This window comes from Muribaculum sp., assembly GCF_029051885.1.
Classification (GTDB): Bacteria; Bacteroidota; Bacteroidia; order Bacteroidales; family Muribaculaceae; genus Muribaculum.
This window is the reverse complement of record NZ_JAIDKI010000025.1, coordinates 2,376-9,354: the sequence shown is the minus strand read 5'-3', so window position 1 is coordinate 9,354 and position 6,979 is coordinate 2,376. Positions and strand designations below refer to the sequence as shown.

The following is a 6,979-nucleotide window of genomic DNA, read 5'->3' as shown; positions in this document are numbered from 1 at the left end:
GAGCACGATATCATGCTTCTGCGACAGGCCGAAGAGGAAGCGGGCGAGCAGCTTGTTGGAGTTGGCGCGTCCTTCGTGGATATCGCCGCCCGAATGTCCTCCGCTGAGGTTGGCGAGCTCGATGTCAAACCAATGATAGTCACTCGGAGCCATCTCGCGCTTATAGTCGAAGGTGATGGTGGTGTCGATGCCGCCTGCACAGCCGATGAAGAACTGGCCGTCATCCTCCGAGTCGAGGTTGAGCAGTATCGAGCCGTTCATCATGTTCTCGCCGAGGTTGTTCGCTCCGGTCATACCTGTCTCTTCATCAACGGTAAACAGGGCTTCAAGCGGGCCGTGTACCAGGCTCTTGTCGGCCATCACAGCCAGAGAGGCTGCTACTCCGATGCCGTTGTCAGCGCCAAGAGTGGTATTGTCGGCGTGCACCCATTCTCCATCGATGATGGTCGTGATGGGGCTGTTGTCGAAGTCAAAGTCCTTATTGTTTGACTCGCACACCATATCCATATGGCCCTGCATGATTACTGTAGGAGCGTTCTCTTTGCCCGGAGTGGCCGGTTTGCTGAGCACGATGTTGCCTACTTCGTCGGTCTTGGCCTCGATGCCGTTGGCTTGGGCGAAATCGAGTATGTATTTGCGGATTTTCTCTTCCTTCTTGGAAGGGCGGGGCACCTTGGTAATCTCGTCAAAGATTGTCCATACGGCCGTTGGCTTGAGATCCTTGATTGTCATAATCGTTATTCTGTTTGGTTAGTTAATGGTCGCTTTGAAGTGTATAAAATTGTTAAATTAGTCGCTTTTCGCACTCTAAGTTACAAAATAAAATTCAGATAATTCCAGATTTGTAATTCCTTTCTTATATTTGCAGTGTAAAAATATAGAGACACAGTGAAAACAGTGTTGTTAGCCATAGCTATCATAGCCGTGTGCGTGGTCCTGCTGGGCATTAAGGTGCTTTTCGTCAAAGGCTCCCGATTCCCTTCCGGCCATGTTCACGACAATGTGGCGCTCCGCCGCAAGGGTATCTCCTGCGCGTCGGGTCATGCCCATACGACTGATAAAAGAAAATAAATACCATACATTAAGCAACTTACAATGAAGAAAACCGCACTTTGTGCAAAATCGCTCATGTTGATGCTGGCCGTTGCGGCAGTTTCATGCTCTTCCGACAAGGGAGAAGCAACTCCTGCTGCTGCTACTGCCGACAAGGCTGCCACTACTGCCGTCAACATCCGCTACATCGATGCTGACTCGATTGCGGCACACTACAATCTCGCAAAAGATTTCAAGGAAGCACAGCTCCGCCAGATCAACAAGATTGACAACGCACAGCGTACCCGTTCCTCCGAACTCCAGAAGCTCGGCAACCAGATACAGCAGAAAATCAACAATAACGGATATCTCTCTCAGGAGAGCTTCCAGTCCGACCAGGAGACTTTCAACAAGAAGCAGGCCGAAGCTCAGAACTATCTCGCAAGCCTTCAGCGCGAAGCCGAGCAGGAGATGATTCAGCAGCAGATTCAGCTTACCGACTCAATCGAGGCATTCATCAAGGACTACAACAGCAAGAAAGGCTACGATGCAATCCTCTACAAGGCTGCCGGCGTATACTTCAACCCCGCCCTCGACATCACCAACGAGGTTATCGACGGTCTCAACAAGCGCTACAATAAGGTAGCCGAAAACTAATCGCCCGGCCGATTGAAGATATTACAATATAATTAAAGGCGTCCCGTTTGGGGCGCCTTTAATTATATTGTCTGAGTATGCTTATTGTCTGAGTGGCTAAAGATTGCCGGCTCTCTTTGTCTCTGCGCCATAGGGTAGGGGGCAGCCATGTCCGGCGGTTTGGCTTTCCCCTCTGTCTGTTATGCGGTAAGCTGGATATTGTGCTTGGCAGCCATGCGGCGCATGTTGAGCAGAGCATAGCGCATACGTCCCAGTGCGGTGTTGATGCTTACACCTGTAGCCTCGGCAATCTCCTTGAAGCTCATGTCGCGGTAATAGCGCATGGTCAGCACCTCACGCTGGGGTTCGGGCAAGGCGCCGATAAGGCGGCGCACATCGGTATGTATCTGGTTTTCCACGAGCCAGTCCTCGACATTTGTCTCGCAGAGGTCACGTCGGTTGAGCATGTCGGTTTCGTTGTCGTCGGTCGACACTGTATTCTCTACGCGCTCCTGACGGTAGTAATCGATGATAAGATTGTGGGCGATACGGTGAAGCCAGGCCGAGAATTTTCCATTCTCGGTATAACGTCCCTGTTTCAGCATCATGATAATCTTGACAAACGTCTCCTGGAAGATGTCGTCGGCAATATCGCGATTGCGTACGATACGCATGATATATGAAAATAGCTTCGACTGGTGACGCAGCAAAAGAGCGTCGAAAGCCTCGTTGTTCCCTTCAACATATGCTTTCACCAACTGCTCGTCGGTGAGTGAAGAAAAGATTTGCATTACTTATGATGGTTTTGATTTGAAGTAATGGTCGTCTCTATAGGCAGTAAATTTTAGGCAGGTAAAAACTATATTTGCAATTATAAAAGAAAGCTGCTCTCAATGGCGGTCATGCAATATTTTGACATGTTTTAGCCTCCTTTTGTTGCAAAGGTAGAGATTTACCATGATTACGGCAAATAAATTAAGGAATTTTTAGTGTCGTGATGCAATATTTTTATATTTCTGTAGTTTACGCACGCACGTTACCAAGTTGGGACACCGTCGAGACACACATGTGGAATAATTTTTATACCCTGTATAGGTTAATGGATAATAAAATAGGGTCGTATGCGTTTTATATATACAACGATAACACGTCTCTGCCTATGCTGAAAAAATCTACCTCATCTTCGACTGTCGGCGATAATCGCACGTTGGCTTCCGATAAAAAAGACGAGTGTCTGAAGCCTTGCGAGTCGACCCTGGCCATTATACGGCAGTTTGCCCGCGCCTACCATTTTGAGCGTGCGCTTGCGCCAAGGCATGCCGCAGTTATCCTCAACTGAATTATCGGTCACGTCTGCCCGGCAGATTATATCCCGATTCGACCAAAGTCTTCACGTTTCCGTAAAAATCTCTCTGTAGGAGTTGCCGTGGTTCCGTATCAGGGTGGCTCTTCATGTAGGCATCGACTATACGCATTCCGAGCCATGTTCCCATGCGGCCGGGTGCATCTTGATGCAGTATGCTTGTTGCCGGAGCATTCTGTGTCAGTCTCATGCCGGCACCCTCGTCGGTAGTATATAGTATCTTTCTGTTTATCAATGCTTCCCAGGCCTGGCTTTCATTGTCTTCCGCCCATTTGGCCTGCGCCTCGTTCCAGCCCAGTATATCCTCTGCATTTTCTGTACCTGTTATTTTTGCGGTAATCCACGCTACGGCCCCTCCATAGAGCATACGGCTCAGAGCGGTGGCGTCCGTCTCGGGAAGGTCATAAGGCCACTGGCTCGAAAGAAGCGACTCCGTAAGCTGTGTCGGAAGTGCCGCCAGGCGCTTGTCGCGGCGGCGGTAATTGTCAAATCCACTGTAGGCCTCGTCGTCAGGGCCAAGATAATGGTTCATCCCTACAAGGGCTATTGAGTCGCCGCTGAGTATTATCGCCTGGTCGTAGGTCGAGATTATGCCATACAGTCGCGGCCATTTCAGCTCCGGCATAATGTCCTTTGAGCGTGAGGCTGCCTTTCCCAGCTCAGCCTCGATGGAGTCGGTCGACCCGAGGCGCTCGCGTATCGCACATCCGAACATATTTACCCCGCGGCTCCGTGCATACACCGACATCATCGAGTCGCTTGCTTCCGTAGTCGCTTCCGGATGTGACAATGCATAAAGTTGCAGCACCAGGCCGTTGATATCGGCATACTCCCTGCGGAAGTCGGCGCGCGACGCCGAGTCGAGAGCCGGATAGGCGCTCACCTCAAGGTCATACCGCTCTATTTTCATACTTTCCGCGTGTGCGCTGTCCGCATTGTTGCTGTGGCTGCATCCACCGGCAGCAACTGATACGGCGAGGGCTAATGGCAATATTGGTCTCATACGGCAAAAATAGTTTTTTGCAGGCTATAACACAAATTCATTGGTCATATATTCCTCAAATTTGGATGCTAACGTCCAATTTATCGGCATATCGTGCCATAATTAGCACATGTTTTCTTAATTTTGTACCGCAAAATTATGCTCAGGAGTATATATCTACATATTATATATATATGCGTGTGCCTCATTGTGCCCGTAGCCACATTTGGTGCCGAGCCGTTTGTCGTGGTGCTTGATGCCGGACATGGCGGACACGACCCCGGGACAGTAGGACGCAAGGCCAAGGAAAAGGACATAAACCTCAGCGTTGTCCTCAAGCTCGGAGCGCTTATCGATAAAAACGACAAGGATGTCAAGGTGGTCTATACCCGCAAGGGCGATTATTTCAAGACCCTCCAGGAGCGTTCCGACATTGCCAACAATGCAAAAGGGTCGCTATTCATATCTGTCCATGTCAACTCTGTCGACAAGAAAGCCCGCAACCGCACTACCATACATGGTGCCGCCACATATACTCTCGGACTGCACCGCAGCGCCGAAAACCTCGCGGTGGCCAAGCGCGAAAACGCCGTGATGATGCTCGAGGACGACTACTCCGAACGCTACTGCGGCTTCGACCCCAACTCTACTGAATCGTATATAATCTTCGAACTCAACCAGAACAAGCACCTCGACCAGAGCATCGACTTTGCCGGAAGAGTGCAGAAAGAGTTACACTCTACAGCCTCCCGTACCGACAACGGTGTGCGTCAGGCCGGATTCTGGGTATTGGCCAAGACCGGCATGCCGGCCGTGCTTGTCGAGCTTGATTTCATATGCAATCCCACTTCAGAGGCATTCATGGCATCGGAGGCCGGACAGAAGAAACTCGCCCAGGCCATATACAATGCCTTTAAGGACTACAAGCGTTCCTACGATATTGCCTCAGGCAAGAAAAATGACAAAAAATCGTCTGCCGAGCCACGCAAGAATAAGAGCGAAGCCAAATCCTCACCTCCCGCTACTGCCGGCGCTCTCCCCTCAGGCGATACCGTAGCGCCTGTTGAGCGGCAGAAATCGGGAACTGCCCCCGCTGCCTCCGGCAAGCGTTGCTATCGTGTGCAGTTCATGACAAGCCCCTCACGTGTCGCTGCCGGCTCTTCAAAGTTCCGAGGTGTCTCCGACTATGTCGAGTACCGCGATGGCAAACTTTGGAAATACACCTCTCCCGATCTTCCCGACATGCAGGAGGCACGCCGTACACTCGCCCGACTGCGCAAGAAATTCCCCGACGCGTTCATCATTACAGTCGTCGACGGCCAACGCATCAGATAAATTTGTTTATACATATATATACACCCCTCTCCCCCCTACATCAAAGAACAAGATTCGAAAATAGCGATATGAAACGTTTCTCTCACCAAATGACCATCGGACTGTCGGTGCTCATTGCAGCTCTGGTGCTAATCTTCGGCATCAACTATCTCAAAGGTATCAACATATTCAAGGCCGCCAATTACTACTACGCCTCATATACTAATGTCGCAGGGTTGAGCGTGTCGTCGCCCGTCACTCTCAACGGCCTGAAAGTAGGTCAGGTGCGTGAAATCAACTACGAATACGACAACCCCGGCCACGTACTGGTCGAGATGAGCCTCGACAAGCAGCTGCGTATTCCCGCAGGCTCCAAGGCCATGATTTCATCCGATCTCCTCGGCTCCGCCTCGATTGTTCTGGAATTTTCGACAGCGTCCGAATTCTGCAAGGTCGGCGACCGTCTCGAGGCCGGCAATGCCCCGTCGCTTATGGATGACGTATCCACCAATCTTATGCCATCCGTCAGCGCCATAGTACCCAAAGTCGACTCACTGCTGACCTCAATCAACAGACTCGTAGGCGATTCTGCGCTCCTTCAGTCGGTAAAGCGCCTCGACGCCATTACCGCCAACCTCCAGGCCACAACTCTCTATCTCAACCGCACCATGGCCACCATGCCGGCTACAATGAAGACCGTCGACGGAGTCGCCCACAACCTCGACTCTATCACTGCTGACCTTGCCGTACTCTCGGCCGAGCTTAAGACGATTCCGCTTAAGTCGACCATGGACAATATCGACAGCACTATGTCAAATCTCAATGACATTACCGACAAGATGAACCGTACCGACAACTCGGTAGGCCTTCTGCTCAACGACCGCTCGCTCTACGACCATATCAACGGAGCGGCCATGGGTCTCGACAGCATTATGTGGGATCTCAAAAAGAATCCTCGCCGCTACGTTCCCCCGATTAAGATTTTCTAATTCCCTCCACACTATTCCAGAGAGTGCCGCAACGCCGCCATACGCGTTACGGCACTCTCTCTATATGTATAACTAAGTCAGTATATTAATTATCGGTATATTGATATCTGTATATTAAGCCAGGATATTAAATCCGTCTATTGATATAGGTCTAGTCTATATACTAATGAATGGCTGATGACTGAATGGCTGATTCACCACCGCATTACGCGCATATTAACTACATTATCAACCCCCGCGTTAGCGCACAGCCGCTTTAGCGGTGTCAACAACGTTAGCCTATGGTAAGCTCCGCGTTAGCGGTGCGCAGCCATAGGTCCTCGTAGCCACACCTCGTTTGTGCCTGGCGTAGCCCGGCGACTATCCCGATATATTGCTGATAACTCGACCATCCCGCTTGCCGTCTGATAACTCGACCATCCCAATATATGCCTGATGTCTCGACTTAACTTTAGCCGCATCTATGCTGATGGGCAACATTAGCAAATCACGCATCACATGCATAGCTGCGATATCACTCCCTTCGTTAACTCCCATAACTACAATATCATCCTCGCCTTATCCCCCATGGCAACATTCTCACCCCCCGCATTACGCGCATATTAACTACATTATCAACCCCCGCGTTAGCGCACAGCCGCTTTAGCGGTGTCAACAACGTTA

Annotated in this window: 8 protein-coding genes; 4 read left to right on the top strand and 4 right to left on the bottom strand. The window is 50.6% G+C overall.

Annotated elements, in window-relative coordinates:
* Both K2I50_RS00885 and K2I50_RS00880 read right to left on the bottom strand, forming a co-directional pair.
* Nucleotides 1-732: M20/M25/M40 family metallo-hydrolase (locus K2I50_RS00885; RefSeq protein WP_301024368.1), on the bottom strand; the 732-nt coding region annotated here is incomplete at its 3' end.
* Between the two features lie 171 nt (nt 733-903).
* Nucleotides 904-1,044 (bottom strand): hypothetical protein, encoded by a 141-nt coding sequence (locus K2I50_RS00880; protein ID WP_301024367.1) that lies wholly within the window; start codon nt 1,042-1,044, stop codon nt 904-906.
* Nucleotides 1,045-1,095: 51 nt separating this feature from the next.
* Between K2I50_RS00880 and K2I50_RS00875 the strand changes: the two genes are divergently transcribed.
* On the top strand, nt 1,096-1,689 hold the full coding sequence (locus tag K2I50_RS00875; RefSeq protein ID WP_301024366.1) for an OmpH/Skp family outer membrane protein: 594 nt from the start codon (nt 1,096-1,098) through the stop codon (nt 1,687-1,689).
* Between the two features lie 179 nt (nt 1,690-1,868).
* On the opposite strand, the gene K2I50_RS00870 is transcribed toward K2I50_RS00875, so the two are convergent.
* On the bottom strand, nt 1,869-2,459 hold the full coding sequence (locus K2I50_RS00870) for a sigma-70 family RNA polymerase sigma factor (protein WP_301024365.1): 591 nt from the start codon (nt 2,457-2,459) through the stop codon (nt 1,869-1,871).
* Nucleotides 2,460-2,827: 368 nt separating this feature from the next.
* Here K2I50_RS00870 and K2I50_RS00865 point away from each other — a divergent pair, with 368 nt between their 5' ends.
* Nucleotides 2,828-3,007 (top strand): hypothetical protein, encoded by a 180-nt coding sequence (locus K2I50_RS00865; protein WP_301024364.1) that lies wholly within the window; start codon nt 2,828-2,830, stop codon nt 3,005-3,007.
* Nucleotide 3,008: 1 nt separating this feature from the next.
* Here K2I50_RS00865 and K2I50_RS00860 read toward each other — a convergent pair whose 3' ends face one another.
* Nucleotides 3,009-4,034: a gliding motility protein GldB-related protein gene (locus tag K2I50_RS00860; RefSeq protein WP_301024363.1), complete on the bottom strand. Its 1,026-nt coding sequence runs from the start codon at nt 4,032-4,034 to the stop codon at nt 3,009-3,011.
* 138 nt (nt 4,035-4,172) lie between these two features.
* Here K2I50_RS00860 and K2I50_RS00855 point away from each other — a divergent pair, with 138 nt between their 5' ends.
* The gene (locus K2I50_RS00855; RefSeq protein WP_301024362.1) at nt 4,173-5,348 is read left to right on the top strand and encodes an N-acetylmuramoyl-L-alanine amidase family protein; all 1,176 of its coding nucleotides are present in this window, start codon (nt 4,173-4,175) and stop codon (nt 5,346-5,348) included.
* A 68-nt stretch (nt 5,349-5,416) separates the two neighbouring features.
* Nucleotides 5,417-6,316, top strand: coding sequence for an MlaD family protein (locus tag K2I50_RS00850; RefSeq protein ID WP_301024361.1), 900 nt, complete (start codon nt 5,417-5,419; stop codon nt 6,314-6,316).
* Nucleotides 6,317-6,979: the final 663 nt, after the last annotated feature.